The sequence below is a fragment of the Actinoplanes sp. NPDC026670 genome, assembly GCF_040638175.1.
In the GTDB taxonomy this organism is placed as follows: Bacteria; Actinomycetota; Actinomycetes; order Mycobacteriales; family Micromonosporaceae; genus Actinoplanes.
This window is the reverse complement of record NZ_JBEZXU010000008.1, coordinates 224,594-240,842: the sequence shown is the minus strand read 5'-3', so window position 1 is coordinate 240,842 and position 16,249 is coordinate 224,594. Positions and strand designations below refer to the sequence as shown.

Annotated in this window: 17 protein-coding genes; 7 read left to right on the top strand and 10 right to left on the bottom strand. The window is 69.3% G+C overall.

The annotated features are described in order from the left end of the window. Positions 1-117: 117 nt before the first annotated feature. From AB0E94_RS11115 to AB0E94_RS11085, 7 genes are all read right to left on the bottom strand, one after another. The gene (locus tag AB0E94_RS11115) at positions 118-1,980 is read right to left on the bottom strand and encodes a ricin-type beta-trefoil lectin domain protein (protein WP_360325106.1); all 1,863 of its coding nucleotides are present in this window, start codon (positions 1,978-1,980) and stop codon (positions 118-120) included. A gap of 323 nt (positions 1,981-2,303) precedes the next feature. Next, complete coding sequence (locus AB0E94_RS11110; protein WP_360325103.1) at positions 2,304-3,320, bottom strand: BadF/BadG/BcrA/BcrD ATPase family protein; 1,017 nt, start codon at positions 3,318-3,320, stop codon at positions 2,304-2,306. Beyond that, positions 3,317-4,573 carry a 6-phospho-beta-glucosidase gene (locus AB0E94_RS11105; RefSeq protein WP_360325101.1) on the bottom strand — a complete coding sequence of 419 codons (1,257 nt, stop codon included), beginning with the start codon at positions 4,571-4,573 and terminating at the stop codon, positions 3,317-3,319. The genes AB0E94_RS11110 and AB0E94_RS11105 overlap by 4 nt, the downstream gene beginning before the upstream one ends. Continuing rightward, positions 4,570-5,430 (bottom strand): carbohydrate ABC transporter permease, encoded by an 861-nt coding sequence (locus AB0E94_RS11100; protein ID WP_360325099.1) that lies wholly within the window; start codon positions 5,428-5,430, stop codon positions 4,570-4,572. The genes AB0E94_RS11105 and AB0E94_RS11100 overlap by 4 nt, the downstream gene beginning before the upstream one ends. Beyond that, positions 5,427-6,353 (bottom strand): sugar ABC transporter permease, encoded by a 927-nt coding sequence (locus tag AB0E94_RS11095; protein ID WP_360325097.1) that lies wholly within the window; start codon positions 6,351-6,353, stop codon positions 5,427-5,429. The genes AB0E94_RS11100 and AB0E94_RS11095 overlap by 4 nt, the downstream gene beginning before the upstream one ends. 4 nt (positions 6,354-6,357) lie before the next feature. Next, complete coding sequence (locus tag AB0E94_RS11090; protein WP_360325094.1) at positions 6,358-7,626, bottom strand: ABC transporter substrate-binding protein; 1,269 nt, start codon at positions 7,624-7,626, stop codon at positions 6,358-6,360. Positions 7,627-7,697: 71 nt separating this feature from the next. Then, positions 7,698-8,873 carry an ROK family transcriptional regulator gene (locus AB0E94_RS11085; RefSeq protein WP_360325091.1) on the bottom strand — a complete coding sequence of 392 codons (1,176 nt, stop codon included), beginning with the start codon at positions 8,871-8,873 and terminating at the stop codon, positions 7,698-7,700. A gap of 164 nt (positions 8,874-9,037) precedes the next feature. Here AB0E94_RS11085 and AB0E94_RS11080 point away from each other — a divergent pair, with 164 nt between their 5' ends. From AB0E94_RS11080 to AB0E94_RS11070, 3 genes are all read left to right on the top strand, one after another. Beyond that, entirely contained in the window at positions 9,038-10,240 is a 1,203-nt protein-coding gene (locus AB0E94_RS11080) for a chitosanase (protein WP_360325089.1), read from the top strand. A 100-nt stretch (positions 10,241-10,340) separates the two neighbouring features. Continuing rightward, positions 10,341-11,108, top strand: a complete 768-nt coding sequence (locus tag AB0E94_RS11075; RefSeq protein WP_360325086.1) for an NPP1 family protein — start codon at positions 10,341-10,343, stop codon at positions 11,106-11,108. A 59-nt stretch (positions 11,109-11,167) separates the two neighbouring features. After that, on the top strand, positions 11,168-11,605 hold the full coding sequence (locus AB0E94_RS11070) for a hypothetical protein (protein WP_360325083.1): 438 nt from the start codon (positions 11,168-11,170) through the stop codon (positions 11,603-11,605). A 6-nt stretch (positions 11,606-11,611) separates the two neighbouring features. On the opposite strand, the gene AB0E94_RS11065 is transcribed toward AB0E94_RS11070, so the two are convergent. Further along, positions 11,612-12,127 carry a hypothetical protein gene (locus AB0E94_RS11065; RefSeq protein WP_360325080.1) on the bottom strand — a complete coding sequence of 172 codons (516 nt, stop codon included), beginning with the start codon at positions 12,125-12,127 and terminating at the stop codon, positions 11,612-11,614. A 51-nt stretch (positions 12,128-12,178) separates the two neighbouring features. Here AB0E94_RS11065 and AB0E94_RS11060 point away from each other — a divergent pair, with 51 nt between their 5' ends. Together AB0E94_RS11060 and AB0E94_RS11055 are read left to right on the top strand one after the other, a co-directional pair. Continuing rightward, positions 12,179-12,613, top strand: coding sequence for a hypothetical protein (locus tag AB0E94_RS11060; protein ID WP_360325078.1), 435 nt, complete (start codon positions 12,179-12,181; stop codon positions 12,611-12,613). Between the two features lie 414 nt (positions 12,614-13,027). Beyond that, positions 13,028-13,441 carry a hypothetical protein gene (locus AB0E94_RS11055; RefSeq protein ID WP_360325076.1) on the top strand — a complete coding sequence of 138 codons (414 nt, stop codon included), beginning with the start codon at positions 13,028-13,030 and terminating at the stop codon, positions 13,439-13,441. A gap of 53 nt (positions 13,442-13,494) precedes the next feature. Here AB0E94_RS11055 and AB0E94_RS11050 read toward each other — a convergent pair whose 3' ends face one another. After that, complete coding sequence (locus AB0E94_RS11050) at positions 13,495-14,358, bottom strand: hypothetical protein (RefSeq protein WP_360325074.1); 864 nt, start codon at positions 14,356-14,358, stop codon at positions 13,495-13,497. 111 nt (positions 14,359-14,469) lie between these two features. Continuing rightward, entirely contained in the window at positions 14,470-15,309 is an 840-nt protein-coding gene (locus AB0E94_RS11045) for an NAD(P)H-binding protein (protein ID WP_360325071.1), read from the bottom strand. A 57-nt stretch (positions 15,310-15,366) separates the two neighbouring features. Between AB0E94_RS11045 and AB0E94_RS11040 the strand changes: the two genes are divergently transcribed. Further along, on the top strand, positions 15,367-15,708 hold the full coding sequence (locus AB0E94_RS11040; protein ID WP_360325069.1) for a helix-turn-helix domain-containing protein: 342 nt from the start codon (positions 15,367-15,369) through the stop codon (positions 15,706-15,708). Positions 15,709-15,713: 5 nt separating this feature from the next. Next, positions 15,714-16,217 (top strand): GNAT family protein, encoded by a 504-nt coding sequence (locus tag AB0E94_RS11035; RefSeq protein ID WP_360325066.1) that lies wholly within the window; start codon positions 15,714-15,716, stop codon positions 16,215-16,217. The last annotated feature ends 32 nt before the right edge of the window (positions 16,218-16,249 follow it).

Below are 16,249 nucleotides of genomic sequence, written 5' to 3'. Positions count from 1 at the left end.
ATGCCTTGGGTGGCGCCCCCCGCCACATACTCCGCCGTGGGGGTGGCGCGCCGGCCGCGATCTTGTGGAGTTCCGCGGGTGTGCCGGAACTCCACAAGATCGCCGGGAGCAGGGGTGTTACGGGAGGGTCCAGCGCTGGTTGTCGCCGGCGAAGCAGTCCCAGAGCTGGAGCTTCGTGCCGTCGGCCGAGGACGGGCCGGTGGCGTCCAGGCACTTGCCCAGCGAGCGCAGCGTGCCGTCGGCGCCGGCGGTCCACTGCTGGGCGGTGGTGCCGTTGCAGTCGTAGATCTGGACCTTCGTGCCGTTCGTGCTGGACGCGGCGTTCACGTCGAGGCACTTGCCGAGGGCGCGGATCGTGCCGTCGGCGCCGACGGTCCAGGTCTGAGCGGACGAGCCGTTGCAGGTCCAGAGCTGCACCTGGGTGCCGTTGGCAGTCGACGCGCTCGGGACGTCGACACACTTGCCGCCGAAACCGGTGATCCGGCCCGACCGTGCCGGGCCGCTGCCCGCGTCACCGGCGCCGGCCCACACGTACGTGCCGGTGGTCTTCGCCGGGAGGGTGCTGGTGAACTGGCGGTCGCCGGCCCGCAGCGTGAACGTCTGGTTCGACGCGGTCTGGTTGACCACCACGGTGACCAGGGAGTTGTCCGGGTTCACGAACGACACGTTGGTGACCGTGCCGGTCGAGCCGTAACCGGTGGCGACCCGCTTCGCGCCGGCCTGCACGAACTTCGAGAACTGGGCGACCATGTTGAAATCAGGGGTCTTCCAGAACGTGTCCGGGTTGGACGTGCTCTGCACCAGCATCGTCGGGTCGGGCGAGCCGCTCCAGCGCTCCGGCGCGCGGTTCTGGTCGAGCATCGACACCCAGCCCTCGTAGAGCGTGGACTGGTTGCGGAAGTACTGCACGATGCGGTCGGCGCCCGAGGTGCCCCAGACCGAACGCTCGGTCATCAGCACGTCCTTGTCCGGGAACTGCGCCTTCACCGCCGCCATCGCGGACGGATCCCCGGCATAGTCGTGGAAGGCGATTCCGTCGACCGAGGCCCGGGCGTCGGCGGTCAAGACCCCTTGGGCGTACGCGAGACCCTCGCTGAAGTTGTGATCGAAGGCCCAGATCTTGGTAGCACCGAGTCCGTTGTTGACGAGCTCGGTCCGCAGCGCGATCGCGAGGCGCCGTTCCTGGTCGGCGGTCACCCGCATGCCCGGGTAGTCGGCCGGCTCGAACAACGGCTCGTTCTGCAGGGTCAGGCCGTAGATCGGGATGCCCTGCGCCACGTACGCCTGAATTGATTTGCGGTAGTAAGTAGCAAGTGTCGGGATGTGCTGGTCGAGCAGGCTGCCGGTGATGAGGGAGTTGCTGCTCTTCATCCACGCGGGCGCCGACCAGGCGCTCGCGAAGATCTTGAGGTTCGGGTTGATCGCCAGCGCCTCGCGCAGCGTCGAGATGATCTTGTAGTCGATGTCCCGCTGGATCGAGAACCGGGACAGCGACGGGTCGGCGGCGCCGTCGTTGTAGGTGTAGAAGTCGTGCGAGGTGAAGTCGCTGGTGCCGAACGTGATCCGGGCGACGTTGAAACCCGCCCCGGCGCTCGGGTCGACGAGAGTCCGCAGAGCGTTGGTCCGGCCGGTCGTGCTCATCCGGGCCAGGTTGAAGATCGTCGACTCCTCCAGCGAGGAGCCGACGCCGAGCACGGTCTGGAACTTCTGATTCGTGTCGACCGAGATCGTTGCGGCGCCGGCGGCCGCGGCGGTGGCGATGTCGGCCTGACGGCTGATCTGGTACGGCGTGCCGGCCAAGCCGGTGGCCGGGCTGGTGTACCAGTTGCCGTTCTTCGGCTCGTAGCCCGCGGTGCGCGACTCGGAGCTGAACCACGCCTGCACGGTGGCGGCGGGAGCGGCCTGCGCGGCCTGGGGAATGGCGAGACCGGCAGTGGCGAGCAGGCCCGCTACCAGGCCGGCGAAACGGGGACGGGTCATGCGGCGGTGGCCTCTCCGCTCAGTCGAAATCGTAAAGAAACTGAACGGAAATCCTTCTGAACCCATCGGGCCGAGTCAATGATCAGACCCGCCCACACACCGCCCCGACCGCAGAAACCTATGAAACACCGCAGCCCGGACCACAACCGCGAGCCGTCGCTCACGGCTCTTTCGAGGGCCCGGAAGGGACGCTCAGCGACGGCTCGCGGAATCGCCACACCCGACGCAGGCGGACCAAGACCACCAGCCGTCGCTCACCGCTCTTTCAAGGGCCCGGAAAGGACGCTCAGCGACGGCTCACGGAATCGCCACGCCGGGGTGGGTCAGGTGAGGGCGGACAGGGCGGCTCGGAGGATGGGCTCGGCGTCGGGGGTGGTGTTCAGGGTGTCCAGGGCCAGCAGCGCTGCCCCCGTCACCGGCGGGGTGGCCAGGACCGTCACCGTGGCCTGCGGCGCCTGGGCGTGCAGGCCGCTGACGACCGCGTCGTGCAGTTGTGGGATGCGGGCCTGGAGGACGCCGCCGCCGAGGACGACGGCGTGCGGGGCGGTCAGCAGGTCGAGGCGGGTGGCGGCCGCCCGGTGCTGGGCCAGGATCTCCGACGCTTGACGGGTGACCAGCGCGGATGCCACCCCGTCGCCCGCCGCCGCGGCCTCGAACAGCAGCGGCGTCAGCTCCGGGATCCGGTCGCGGGACACCTCGCCCAGGTGCAGGGCGATGCTCACCTGTTCCACGGTCGGCAGCCCGAAATGGGCGGCGACCGCCGCGGACAGGGCGGTCGGACGGCCCCGCCCGTCCTCGCCGCGGGCGGCCTCGCGCAGGGCGTGTTCGGCCAGGTCATGGCCGCCGCCCCAGTCTCCGGAGATCGGGCCCAGAGCGACGAATCTGGCAGTACGCCCGTCGGCCGCGCGCCCCACGCAGTTGTTGCCGGCCCCACACACCACGGCGACCGCGTCAGGAGCCGACGTGCCGGCCCGGAGCAGTGCGAAGCAGTCGTTGTCGACCAGCGCCCGCCGGGCCCAGCCCTGCGCGGAGACGGCCTCGTGCAGGCGGGTCACCTCGATCGGCAGGTCGGCGCCGGCCAGGTAGACGGCGATCGTCTCGATCGGGGTGCCGGCGGCCAGCCCGGCCCGGGCGCGGGCCTCCGCGATCAGGCCGCCGAGCACCTCGACAGTGCCCGGCAGGCCGATGTTGTGCGGTGAGGACGTGCCGCCGCGAGCGGTGGCGAGCACCTTGCCGGAGGCGTCACCGAGGACCACGTCGGTCTTCGAGTTGCCGCCGTCGACCGCCAGATAGAGGTCGCTCGTCAGATGGAGGTGCGGCCGCGGGTCCAGGTCGCTCATCGGGCCCACGCGAGGTGGGCACGGCCGGCCGCGATCAGCTTGTCGGTGAGGGCGTCGGCGTACTCGTGCTGGCCGATCAGCGGGTGTGCGAGCAGCGCCCGGTACACCCGGTCACGCCCGCCGCGCAGGGCCGCGTCGAGCGCCAGTTCCTCGTACCCCCAGGTGTGTGTGATCAATGCGGCCAGGTCGGGCGGCAATGCGGTGACCGGAAGCGGCGCCGGCCCGTTGAGGCCCGCCCGGGCCGAGACCTCGATGACCGCGTCGTCCGGGAGGAAGGGCAGGATGCCGTGGTTACGCACGTTCACCGAGTGGACGGACGCGTCGTCGAGCCCGGAGAGGGAGGCGATGAGCCCGACCGCGGCCTCCGAGTAGTAGGCGCCGCCGCGCTCGCCGAGCAGCGCGGGTTTCTCGGTGAGGGTGACGTCACGGTACATGTCGAGCAGGGTGGCCTCGATCTCGGCGACCCGCTGGCCCCTTGTGGGCGCGCCGATCGATTGCCGCACATGCTCGTCATGCTTGTAGAAATAGGACAAATAGTAAGAAGGGACTGCACCGAGCATCGCGATGATGCCAGGCGGAATGTCCACGTCATCGGACATTTCCGACATATGCTTCTCGATGAGGCCAGGCAGACGGTCGACACCGTCCACCCGCGCCGCCCGTTCCCAGGTCAGATGGTTCAGGCCGACGTGGTCGAGCACCACCGCCGACGGATCGACGCCCAGGTAACCGGCGAACCGCCGCTGGAACCCGATCGCCACGTTGCACAGCCCGACCGCCCGGTGACCGTCGTCGAGCAGCGCCCGGGTCACGATCCCGACCGGGTTGGTGAAGTCGACGATCCACGCGCCCGGCTTGGCCCGGGCCCGGATGCGCGCGGCGACGCCGAGGATCACCGGGACCGTGCGCAGCGCCTTGGCCAGCCCGCCGGCCCCGGTGGTCTCCTGCCCGACGCAGCCGCAGTCCAGCGGGAACGTCTCGTCGGTGATCCGGGCCTGCTGCCCGCCGACGCGCAACTGGATGACCACGGCGTCGGCGTCGGTGACCCCGGCGTCCAGATCGGACGTCCAGGTCACCTTCCCCGGGTGCCCGTAGTGCCGGAAGATCCGGGCGGCGAACGCCCCGACGATCTCCAGCCGTTCGGCGGCCGGGTCGATCAGCACCAGTTCGGAGACGGTCGAGCCGAGCCGGGCGAACCCGTCGACCAGCTCGGGCGTGTAGGTCGATCCGCCTCCGACGACTGCGATTTTCACCCTTTGAATCCTGTCAGCGTGATGCCCTGCACGAACGAGCGCTGGGCGAAGAAGAAGATGACGATCAGTGGGGCCATGGCCAGCACGGTGGCGGCGGTGACCAGGTTCCAGTCGACGTGGTGGACGGTCCGGAACGACGCCAGGCCCAGTGAGAGCGTCCACGAGCTCTCGTTCTCGCTGGTGTAGAGCAGCGGGCCGTAGTAGTCGTTCCAGCAGTAGAAGAACTGGAACAGCCCGGCCGCCGCGATGCCCGGACGCGCCATCGGCAGCACCACCCGCAGCAGGGTCCGCCACTCGCCGCAGCCGTCGACCCGGGCCGCGTCCAGATATTCGCTCGGGATGGTCAGCAGGAACTGGCGCAGCAGGAAGATGCAGAACGCGTCACCGAACAGCGCCGGGATGATCAGTGGGGCGAGCGAGCCGGTCAGGCCGTAGCGCGCCCACATCAGGTACAGCGGGACGGTCACCACCTGCGGCGGCAGCATCATCACGCAGATCACCACGAGGAACATCAGGTTGCGGCCACGGAATCGCAACTTCGCGAGGGCGTACGCGGCGGGCACGCTCGCCACGAGGGTGAGGACGGTGGCGGTCACCGCGTACAGCACGGTGTTGAGCAGGTAGTGCGGCAGCGGGGTGGCCTGGAAGACCTTGAGGTAGTTCTCCGGATGCCAGGTGTTGGGCCAGTAGTCGCTGGTGAGCGCCTGGTTGCTGGTCATCAGTGAGAGCAGGACGAGGTAGACGACGGGGGTGACGAACATGATCGCGAGGGCGATGGCGATGCTGTGCCGGGCGATCCAGGCGAGCCTCTGCTGCCGGCGGCCGGCCTTGCGGTCCGAGAGCGACAAGGCGGTCACGATTCCTCCCCGGAGAACGCCTTGGCGCGGCGCAGCAGGATCACGGTGACCGACAGCGCGACCAGGAACAGCACGATGGCGAGCGCGTTGGCGTAGCCGAGCGCGCTGTACCGGAACCCGACGGTGTAGAGCCACAGTGGATAGGTGAAGGTGGAGCCCTCCGGGTAGCCGAAGGACTGGGAGATCCCGGCGCCGACGGTGGCCTGCCCGCTGGCGATCGAGCCGGCCACCGCCGCCTGGTCGAAGTACTGCAGCGTGTAGATCACGCCGGTGACCGCCGCGAAGAGGATCACCGGGCGGATCGTCGGCAGCGTGATCGACCGGAATTTGTGCCAGGCGTTCGCGCCGTCCAGCGACGCGGCCTCGTAGAGGCTTTCCGGGACGCCCAGCACCGCCGCCAGGAAGATGATCATCAGGTCGCCGATGCCCCAGAGGCCCAGCAGGACCAGCGACGGTTTCGCCCAGGCCGGAGAGTTGAACCAGAGCGGCCCGTCGATGCCGATCATCTCGAGGACGTGGTTGACCGGGCCGGTGCCCGGCTTGAGCAGGTAGACGAACGCGATGGTCGCGGCCACCGGAGGCACCAGGGCGGGCAGGTAGAAGATCGTCCGGAAGAATCCGGCGCCTCGCTTGAGCTGCACCAGCAGCATCGACAGGCCGATCGCGCCGAGGATCCGGACCGGGACGAACACCACGACCATCCACAGTGTGTTGCGGACGGCCTGGAGCAGGAAGGGGTCTTCGCCCATCCGGCGATAATTGTCAAGACCGACCCATTGCGGTACGGACAGCAGGTCGAACTTGGTGAACGAGAAGTAGATCGCCGAGAGCAGTGGGTAGACGAAGAAGATCGCGATGCCGAGGAGCGCGGGCGCGACGAACGTGAACGTCGTCGCGCCCCGGCGCAGGGAAGTGCCGTTCACTCGTTCAGCCACCCAGTGACATGACGCTGTTGATCTGCTTGTCCGCCTCCAGCAGGCCCTGGTTCAGGTCGGCGACCTTGCCGGACTGGTAGCTGGTCAGGAACGTCCCGAAGGTCTCCTGGTAGGCGGGACCGGACGACGACGGCGGCGAGGTCATCGAGTTCGGGTTGTTGAAGATGTCGATGAACGCCTTGAAGTCCTGGTCGGCGTTGAGTCCCGGGTCGGCGATCGCGGTGGTCGTGGTCGGCACGTTCTTCAGCAGACCGGCCAGCTTGACGACCGCCTTGTCGTCGGTGGTCAGGTACTTGATCAGCTCCCAGGCCGCCTCGGGATTCTTGGCGTTCTTGCTGATGCCGACGATGTTGCCGGTCACGTAGCCACCGCCGTAGCGGGCGGGGTCACTCGTCGGGAGCGGCGCCACCCCGTACTTCAGGTCGGGGGCCTGGTCCTTGAGGAACGCGAGGCGGTACTCGGCGTCGACGTTGATCGCGACCTGGCCCTTCTGGAAGGCGTTGTCGGCGCTGAACTCGTCGCCGAGACTCGCCTTGAACTTGGTCAGGTTGTCGTAGCCGTACCAGTCGACGAGGCTCTTCTGCCAGGCCAGCAGGGTCTTCCAGCCGGGGTCGGTGCCGACCGCGCTCTTGCCCTCGGCGGTGAGCCACTTGGCGCCGGTGGCCGGGGCGAGGTGCGAGGCCGAGTTCTCGTAGAAGTCGTAGAGCGGCAGGAACCCGACCGTCTTGAGCGAGCCGTCCGGGTTGCGCACGGTGAGCTTCTTGGCGTACTCGGTCAGTTCGTCGAGGCTCTTCGGCGGGGCGGTGAGGCCGGCCTTGGCGAAGAGATCCTTGTTGTAGTACATGCCGTACGCGTCGGCGAGGAACGGCATCGCGCAGCGCTTGCCCTCGAACTCGGTGTACGTCCGGGTCGTCGCGTTGAGCTTGCCGAGATCGACCTTGTCGCGGGAGATGTACGGGTTGAGGTCCACCCACGCGCCGGAGGAGCAGAACTTGCCGACGATGTCGGTGGAGTAGGAGAGCCCGATGTCCGGCCCGTTGCCGGCGCCGATGGCCTGGGTGACCTTGGAGTCGTCCTGTCCCGATTTGACGGTGACCTTGATGTTCGGGTGGCCGTCCGAGAAGTCCTTGATCACCTCGTCGATGGCTTTCGCCTCACGCTCGGTGAAGAAGTGCCAGAGCTCGACGGTCCCGGAGACCGCGGTCCCGGGGTCGGCGATCTTGTTCTCCTTGGGCGCCGGCGTGCAGGCACTGACCAGCAAACCCGCAGTTACCAGGGCAAAAAGGGCATGGGGTATCCGTTTGTTCACTATTTCGGCCTTTCACATGAGGACTAGCTGTCCCGAATGGCGGTGATCAAGGCGTGCCGGACCGCGGCGAGACCGGCGTCGAGAGCGCCGACCAGCACCGCGTCGTCTTCGATGGTGGTGACGGCGAACGAGCTCTCCAGCGGGGCGGCCCGCCGGAACGCGTTGTTCACCGCGGTGAGCAGGGTGTCGCCGCCGGCCTGGGCGATCGGGCCGGCGAGCACCACGAGATAGGGGTCGAGGATGGCGGTGACCGCCGCCAGGCCGACCACGATCCGGTCGGCGAGGGTTTCGATGAACACTTCGGCACCGGTCGCGGCAGCCACCTCGACCACCTCGGCCGGGGTGCTCCCGGAGACGCTGTTGTCCCGGGCCAGCTCCATGATCGCGGCGCCGCCGAAGAGGTCCTGGAGGTCGAGCTTGCGGTGCGGGGAGTCGGGTGAGTAGAGCGGCACGTACCCGATCTCGCCGGCGCCCCCGCGGGTGCCGCGCAGCAGCGTGCCGTTGATGTCGATGGCCAGACCGAGACCGTCCTGGCCGATCCAGAGCAGCGCGAAGTTCTCCGCGTCCTGGCCCGCGCCGCGCCGCCGCTCGGCCACGGCGGCCAGGTTGACGTCGTTGTCCACGCCGACGTCGGTGCCGAGCTCGGCGGCGATCGCGGACCGCAGGCCGGGGCGGTCGAAACCGGGCACGTCGACCAGGCGGATCGTGTCGGTGCGCGGGTCGTAGGAGCCCGGCACGCCGAGCTGCACGTGCCGGATCAGCCCGGCCTCGACGTCGGCCTGCTCGCGCAGCCGGCCGACCAGGCCGGCGAGCACGGCGCCCGGGTCGGCGCCGAGGAAATCGATGCGGGACTCGAACCGGGCCCGGACCGCGCCGGTAAGATCGCAGAGCGCGGCCACCACCGACGGGGTGCCGCTGGTCCCGACGTCACGCACCGAGACGGCCACGGCGTAGGCCGCGTCCGGGTTGGCCGCGTAGATCTCGGCGTTCGGCCCTGGCCGGCCGCTGGCGTGCCCGACGACGTCGACCAGACCGGCCTCGGTCAGGCGGCGCAGCACTTCGGAGATCGTCGGCGTGGACAGTTCGGTGATCTTGCGAAGGTCGGCCCGGGTGAGGTTGCCCGGCTCGAGAAGCAGCTCCAGCGCTGCGCTCTCGTTCATGGCCCGCAGCAGTTTGGACGAGCCGGCCAGCCGCGCCATCCGAGCCTCCGTAATAGGCAAAGTGTTTAACAGTTGCCTCATCCTGTGCCACCGCACGGCCTGCGTCAAGCCCCGTCAGCAAACATTGATAAAGCTACTTAACAGTCGTAGAGTCCGTCCCCAACGCGCGCGCCACCCCTCGTTCCCCCTCTCACAGGAGCGCCATGATTCGCGTAAGGACACTCGCCTACGCAGCATCAGGCCTGGTCATCGCCGGTACGGCGATCATCGTCGGACTGCTTCCGGCCAGCGCCGCCACAGCCGGCCCGATCAAGGGCCTCGGCGGCAAGTGCATCGACGTCGCCGGCGCGGCGACCGCCAACGGCACCGCGATCCAGCTCTACGACTGCAACAGCAGCGCCGCACAGCAGTGGACCGTCGGCAACACCGACAACACCATCCGGGCGTTCGGCAAATGCCTCGACGTCACGGCCGCGTCGACCGCCAACGGCGCCAAGATCCAGCTGTACGACTGCAACGCCACAGGCGCCCAGAAGTGGACCGCCTCCAACGGCACACTCGTGAACACCGGCTCCGGCAAGTGCCTCGACGTGACCGGCAACAGCAGCGCCAACGGCACCCGCCTGCAGATCTGGACCTGCGCTGCCACCGCCAACCAGAAGTGGACCCTGCCCGGCGGCACCACCACCCCCACGTCGGCGCCGGCCGGGAAGAACCTCGACGATCCGGCGAAGAAGGACATCGCCATGCAGATCGTCTCGGCGGCCGAGAACTCGTCGCTGAACTGGCGGGCCCAGTTCTCCTACATCGAGGACATCGGCGACGGCCGCGGCTACACGGCCGGGATCATCGGCTTCTGCTCGGGCACCGGCGACATGCTGGAACTCGTCGAGGCCTACACCGCCACCAAACCGTCGAACGTGCTGGCCAAGTACCTTCCGGCGCTGCGTAACGTCAACGGCACCGATTCGCACGCCGGGCTCGACCCCAACTTCACCAGGGACTGGAAGACCGCGGCGGCCGACCCGGTGTTCCAGGCCGCGCAGGAGTCCGAGCGGGACCGGGTCTACTTCAACCCGTCGGTCCGGGACGGCAAATCCGACGGGGTACGTGCGCTCGGGCAGTTCGCCTACTACGACGCGTCGGTGGTGCACGGCTATGAAGGGATGCGGTCCATCCGTACCCGCGCCCTGAAGAAGGCGAAGCCGCCCGCGCAGGGCGGTGACGAGCGCGCCTGGCTGAACGCGTTCCTGGACGAGCGGGTCGTCGAGATGAAGAAGGAGGCGGCCCACGAAGACGTCACCCGGATCGACACCGCGCAGCGGGTATTCCTGAACAACGGCAACTTCGACCTGAACACGCCGCTCGACTTCAGCGTCTACGGCGACCCGTTCCACATCGGCTGAGCCCACGGGGCCCCGCTCCGGCGGGGCCCCGTCTATTGACTGCCGTCGACCCCAACGGTAAAGATCCCTTCCAATCGCGCGACCCAACGAAGGGCCCCCTATGCGTCGCCTCGCCCGAGCCGGAACCGCCACCGGCTTCGCCGTGCTGCTCCTCGCAGCCACGGCCACCCCGGCTTTCGCCGATCCCCCGCACAACCTCCCGCAGAACGCCGGCGGGTACGAGCAGTCGTTCTCCCCCGCGTTCGACTACGACGGCGACGGCTGCTACGCCACCGCGGCCATCGGCCCCGACGGCACCCTCGCACCCGGCCTGAAGACGACAGGCGCGGTCAACGGCAGCTGCCGCGACCAGTCCGATCTGGACAACTCGCAGACGTACGCCCGGTCGAAGTGCAACAACGGCTGGTGCGCGATCGTGTACGCCAGTTACTTCGAGAAGGACCAGGCCGTCGCCGGCAGCGGGCTGGGCGGCCACCGCCACGACTGGGAACACGTCATCTCGTGGGTCAACCAGGCCACCAACCAGGTCGACTACGTGAGCACCACCCAGCACAGCTCGCAGAAGACGTACGCCCGCTCGCAGGTCCGTTTCGACGGCAGCCACCCGAAGGTCGTCTACCACAAGGACGGCCTGTCGACGCACTTCTTCCGGCTGGCCAACAGCAACGACGAGCCGCCGGAGAACCACTACCACAACTGGCGCTACCCGCCCCTGGTCGACTGGAACGGCTACCCCACCGTCGAACTCCGCGACCGCCTGATGGCCGCCGACTTCGGCTCGGCCACCATCAAGATCAAAGACGGCTCGTTCGAATACTTGCTGAACGCCGCCAAACCGGCTGAGATCCCCTTCAATCCGTACGGGTGACCCAGCGTCCCGGGCGGCGTCATCAGTGCCCCGCCCGGGACATCGGTAGGTTTCGTACCATGAGTGACACGCCGCTGTCGGACGCCATCACCGAGTACCTGACGGACCGCAGCGCGGACGCCTACGACCGGTTCGTCAGCCGCTTCCGGGAATCCGTGGCAGGTGTGGTCGTCAGCGGCGACCCGGTCCCCGATGAGCAGGGCAATCTGGTCTCCGACGGCACGCTCGGCGTGGGCCGCACCGAGCACGGCGGACAGAGCCGGATCCTCACGTACGCCGATCCGGAGGCCTTCGCGCGCAGATACGGTCCCCGTTTCAACGCCGGCATCTCCGGTGAGGTGCTGCTGCGGATGGCGGCCGACGATCCGGAGTGCGCGGGCATCCTGGTCAACAGCGCGACCGAGGAGACCTCCGTCGTCATCAGCCGGGAGACAGCCGCCGGTGTCCTCGCGCCGCGGAAGACGTGGCGGGACATGTTCCGGCGCGGCGACAGGTGAGCGCCGTCATCTCGTGCGGGCCGGGCCGCCGTACAGGTGCATCCGATGGTCGGTCTGGTGGACCGGCCGCTGCCGCGGGAACTGCTCGGCGTCGGCGAGCTCGTTTCCGACCCGGACCAGCCACTCCTCGTAATGCCAGGTGGAGGCGCAGCAGCCACCGGTGAACCGGAAGTTCGCCAGGTACTCCCCCACCTGCCTGGACCTGAGCCGGAACAGCCGGCGCGACCCGCCGTGGTGTGGCGGCGAACCCCAGCCCGGCAGCCTGCCCACCACGACTCCGTCCCCGTCCGGGGTCAGCTCCAGGCCGATGTCACGGACCCGCTCGAAGTCGAGCGCCCGGACGTCCTCGTGCCACGCATAGCCGGAAGCCTCATCAGCCAGCAAATCGTGCACGACCACCGCTCCACCGGGCAGCGACGACGGCAGCCGGGCCGGCCGGCAGAGCCCTCGCCGGGCCTCGGCCTGCGCCGCGCCCCGGCCGGCGGCACTCCACCTGACCCGTACTCGCTGAATGGTGACCACGCCCAACCTTGCCCCGCCCCCGGCTCCCAGCCAACCGGTTATCGTGTGGCCGTGACCGACGAGGTGGAGATGATCGGCGATGATCCGCTCGTCGACGGCATGCATCTGTCCCTGCGGCTACGCCGTGACTTCACCGTGTCGGATGCCGATCGTCTCCTGACCACGGCCCGCCGCGCCTTCCGGGAACTCAACCCGGGCACGAGCGCAGAGCAGGCCGAAGAGATGGTGTCGTGCGCCGCGGACGCGCTGTTCATCCTCCTCGAACAGGCTGGGATTCTCGGCGACGCGGTCGACAGCCGGCTCGAGGGCTACGCCGCCGACGGGCTGACGCTCGGCGGATGGCGAGCGGAGGTCACGCCCCACGAGCCGGAGCCGCTGGCCCCCGGCCCTCGAAGCAACTGCGTGCGCGGCGACGTCTTCGCGCTCCCACCAAGGCGTTCCGGACCCGGTGACGGGCGCACGTTGACGTTGCGTGTGCCCGCGTAGTCGTCCCGGCGTGGCTGAACGCCCACGATCTGCCGTGCGTGTGCTCCCGTCCCTGCTCGGGCGATGACCAGCGCACGCAAACCGCCAATGTGTGCCCTGGTCAACGTTGCCGGCCCACGCCACCCACAGCAGCCGACCCCGCAGAACGAGCCACAGACCGCCAGCCGTCGCTGAACACGGTAATGCCGCCCGCATTCCAGCGCTCAGCGACGGCTGGCGGCCTCAGCCGTCGCTGAACACGGCAAAACCGCCCGCATTCCCGCGCTCAGCGACGGCTCGCGGCCCCAGCCGTCGCCCAGCACGGTAATGCCGCCCGCATTCCGGCGCTCAGCGACGGCCGGCGGCCTCAGCCGTCGCTGAGCACGGTGAAACCGCCCGCATTCCCGCGCTGAGCGACGGCTCGCGGTCCTGGCCGTGACCGGGCTGACGCCGGAATTCGTCGTCCAGGGTGGATCCGAGACGTTGCTGGAGACGGGCGTGCGGCTGGATCCGGTGCGAATTGCGGCGGCATTCCTGATTGTGGGGGCTACCTACTGTGGATCCATGTATCAGCAGCTGCCGGGGCGGCCGGAACCCGAACCGCACTTTCTCGAGAAGGATCTGGCCGGGTGGCCGATCTGGGCCCATCTTCTCCTCGGCATCGGCACGCTCGGTCTGTACTTTCTGATCCTACCGTTCGTCGTTCTTTTCGACGTCGCTCAGAAGGCGTTCGCGAAAGTCGTCGCCGGCGCTGTGGCGCTGGTTGTCGGCGGCCTGTTCCTCATTCTGAAAACGCCGGCTCAGGCGCTGTACCGGCAGGCGCGCCAGCTGTTGGGCCGCCGCGCCTGATCAGTCCGGTTCGGTCGGTCAAGGAGGTCCTGAAGGTTCCAGCCGCTGACGAGTCAAGCCCGATCGGCCGACAGCGGGAACAGTGCCATGACCAGCATGAACAGGCCGAGGGCGAGCAGGGCGGCCTTGATCGCCGGCCAGGCGCGGACCCAGTCGGTCCCGCCTTCGACGAACGACGGCGGATACGGCACCGCCAACAGACCCGACTCCCGGCGGGCGTCCCGTTCCAGGGCGCGGCTCCGGGCCTCCGCGGGCTCCGGGGGCGGAACCTTGCGGAACACCTCCGCCAGGGACTCGGTGGCGGTCATCCGCTGAATGGCGTGGGGAGGAGCCAGGACTCGTGTCTCAGCCCAAACGGTCTCCACCATGAGACCGGCCGTCTCGGAGAATCTCACGTCGATCCGGAGGCGACTCTGCTGTTCCGCGGCGGCCTGGTCGTAGCGCGCCTGGCGGGGCTCGGTCTCGTTCGGGAACTGGACGCTGGTCAGGGTCAGTGCCATGGCGGCGAGCAGTCCGGGGAGATGCCACCAGCGGACCGGTTGTCCGGGCCGGCCCAGGACAGCCGCGACGACCGCGAGGCCCCCGGCGACCACGAGGAGCGACTCGATCGCCGCCGCGGCAGTGCCCGGCGCACCGGACCCGGTGGCGAGCCCGTCACCTGCCGCAACCTCCATCGCCCAGCCGTAACCACCCGCACGGTGATCGGCCAGCGCCGCCGCCGCGGTCAGCAGTGACAGCCCGGCGACGGCGGCAGGGCGGGTCCACGGGTGACCGGCCGGCGCCGGGGCGGACCACGCCAGGGCGAGCAGCGCGGCCATGGCGACGGTCCCGCAGTACGGCACCAGCCGGTGATCCAGGTAGATCGTCGCCACCTGCAGGCCCGCGGCCACGAAGAACGTCAGCCGAAGCCGGCTCAACCCAAGCACCCGGCGATGATGCCCGCCCCGGCTTCGGCAGCCCATCGGCCGGCGGGACCCGCGACGGTCAGCCCACCGCGGCGATCAACCAGAAAACGGTCGCCGTACCGCTCAGAAGGTCTGGTCTGCCGCCCAGGCCATCGCGGTGGTCTCGCCGTGGGTGAGGGTTGCCGGGTCGGGGGCCGGGGCCGGGCTGGTGTAGACCGAGGCGATGCCGGCGGCGGTGGCCGCGCCGAGGTGCGGGGTCAGCATGCGGGCGTACTCGCTGGGGTCGATGGTCTGCCAGCGGACCGGGCGGCCAAGGGCAGCCGTGAGGGCGGCGGCTAGCTCCGGGCCGGTGAGCGGGACCGGGCCGGCGACGACACACGCGGGTGCGGGAGCCGCCGCGAGCGTCAGATCGGCGATCACCGTGCCCAGGTCGGCGGCCGCAAGCCACGGGACCGGGGCCTCGGCCGGGATCGGATAGCGGAGCTCACCCTGTTCGGCGATCAGCCGGCGGGACCAGGGGGCGACCAGGTTCTCCAGGTACGGGCCGGCCGGGCCGGTCACCGACGCGTGCTCGACGACGTTCGGCAGTTCGCTGGCGAGGCGGATGCGGGCGTCCACGAACGGCACCCCGATCGGCGACGACGGAGGCAGGCCACCGCCGGTGTTGAAGACGGCCCTCGGGACTCCGGCCTTGGCGAGGGCGGCCAGGATCGCTTCGGTCTGCCGTACCGCATGATCCTCGAAGTTGATCGGAAGTTGGACGACGACCGCGTCGGCGCCGGTGTAGGCCGCGGTCAGTGCCTCGACGTCGAGCAGGTCGGCGGCGAACGGCTGGACGCCGGGGTGAGCGACGGGGTTTCGGGCGACGGCGCGGACGTGGTGCCCGGCGGTGAGCAGGCCGCGGAGGATGGCGCGGCCCTGAGTTCCGGTGGCGCCGTGCAGGACGACGGTGGTCTCGGTCATGGTGGCGACCGTAGTTCCCGCTGGATAGCAGTACCCAGAAAGTTATATTGTTTCCCGATGGAAACCATCGGCTCTGAGCAGCTCGAACCCGGTTGTGGCGTGGAGCGGACCCTCCAGGTTCTGGACGGCAAGTGGGCGACTCTCGTGGTGCGGGAGCTGTTGCCGGGGCCGAAACGGTTCACCGAGTTGCGCACCGTGCTGGGCATGCCGAGCGCGAAGACACTGACCGACCGGCTGCGGGCGCTGGAGCATCAGGGCATCCTCACCCGCACCGTGCACGCCGAGGTGCCGCCCCGGGTCGTCTACCAGCTGACCGGGCAGGGCCGCAGCCTCAGCAGCGTGCTCGACGCGATGCTGGCGTGGGGCGAGGCGAATCCGGCGCCCGCGGCCGTACGGTGAACGCCATGCTGAACGGCGAGCTGGTCCGACTGCGGCCGGCCACCCCGGACGACGTTCCGGCGCTGGCCGAGATTCGAAAGACCCCTGAGGTGTACGGCCGGTGGGGCGGCGGCGAAGACCTGGCGGCCGATGTCGCGGAGGGCCTCGACGACCCGGACACGTCGGTGTATGTGATCGTCCACCAGGAGCGGGTCGTCGGCGCCATCCAGTGGAGCGAGGAGGCCGACCCCGACTACCGGCACGCCGGCATCGACATCTACCTGTCCCCCACGGTGCACCGGCTCGGCCTCGGCGCCGACGCGGTCCGTGCCGTGGCCCGGCACCTGATCCACGACCTCGGCCATCATCGCCTGGTCATCGACCCGGCCGCCGACAACGAGGCGGCGATCCGCTGCTACGCCAAGGTCGGGTTCCGCCCGGTCGGCGTCATGCGGCGGTACGAACGCGGCCCGGACGGCAGCTGGCACGACGGCCTGCTGATGGACCTGCTCGCCGACGATCTCACGTGATTCTCCGGGGTTGGCCCGGAACCCTACGCTGA